Source organism: Rhizobacter sp. P2_H2 (genome assembly GCF_056403375.1).
The window spans coordinates 1-891 of the sequence record NZ_JBFUFP010001565.1 but is presented as its reverse complement, the minus strand read 5'-3'; the positions used below and the strand labels follow the sequence as shown (position 1 = coordinate 891).

2 protein-coding genes are annotated in these 891 nt (G+C 69.9%); one reads left to right on the top strand and one right to left on the bottom strand.

The annotated features are described in order from the left end of the window. The coding region (locus tag AC1D15_RS34775; RefSeq protein WP_477829661.1) for an acyltransferase family protein at positions 1-661 on the top strand (661 nt) is incomplete at its 5' end. A gap of 9 nt (positions 662-670) precedes the next feature. Here AC1D15_RS34775 and AC1D15_RS34770 read toward each other — a convergent pair. Next, on the bottom strand, positions 671-891 hold a 221-nt coding region (locus AC1D15_RS34770; protein ID WP_477829660.1), incomplete at its 5' end, for a LysR family transcriptional regulator substrate-binding protein.

Below are 891 nucleotides of genomic sequence, written 5' to 3'. Positions count from 1 at the left end.
CTTCAGGGACGTCGACCTGCAGCCGTTCGGACCGACGGTGCGCCATGAACTGAATGGATCCTTGTGGACCATCCGCTACGAGATGGCCTGCTACGTGCTGCTGGCCGCGGGCGGATGGGCGCTGGGGCGCCGGTTGAGATGGGCGGCCCTGGCCGGTCTTGCCCTCTTGCTGCTGGTGTTCGCACGGCAAGGAGGGCAGGCCGGCCTCGACGGCGCCTTGCTTGACTGGGGAAATTTCCCCCACCTGCCGTACTTCGGCGCGTTCTTTCTCTGTGGCGGACTGCTGTTTCACTTCGATCCACGTCAGCGCGCCGTGCCCGTGCTGGTCGGAGCCGGAATGCTGTGCGTCGTGCTCGGCCAGCCGGAGCTCGGCAGCCTGCTGATCCTGCCCGCGGCCAGCGTGTGGATCGGGCGGCGATCATGGCCGGTGCTGCGCGCAGCGGCACGCTGGGGYGATCTCAGCTTCGGCATCTACCTGTGGGCCTGGCCGGCCCAGCAGGTGGCGGTGGTGGCCCTGGGGCGCGATGCGCCGCTGGCGTTGCACCTGGCACTCGCGTTGGCGCTCGTGTTGCCGGCGGCCGCGTTGTCGTGGTATCTGGTCGAGCGGCCGGCCTTGTCGCTGAAACCGACCCGCAGCAGGGTGTCGCCCGGCCTGCCATAGGGCGCCGGATCAACGTTGCCGGATCGCCATCAGCGCGTCCAGCACATGCCGCGTCGCAGGCTCGGGTTTGCCGGCGCGGTGGGCCAGGCCCAGCGGCCGCCACAGGCGCGGCGCGAGTGGCTTGATCACGATGCGCTCGTCGACCGCGGCTGCGCCTTCCTCGCGCGGCAACAGCGCGGCGCCGTAGCCGGCCGCCACCAGGCTCTTGATGGCATCGTTGAAGTTCAGCT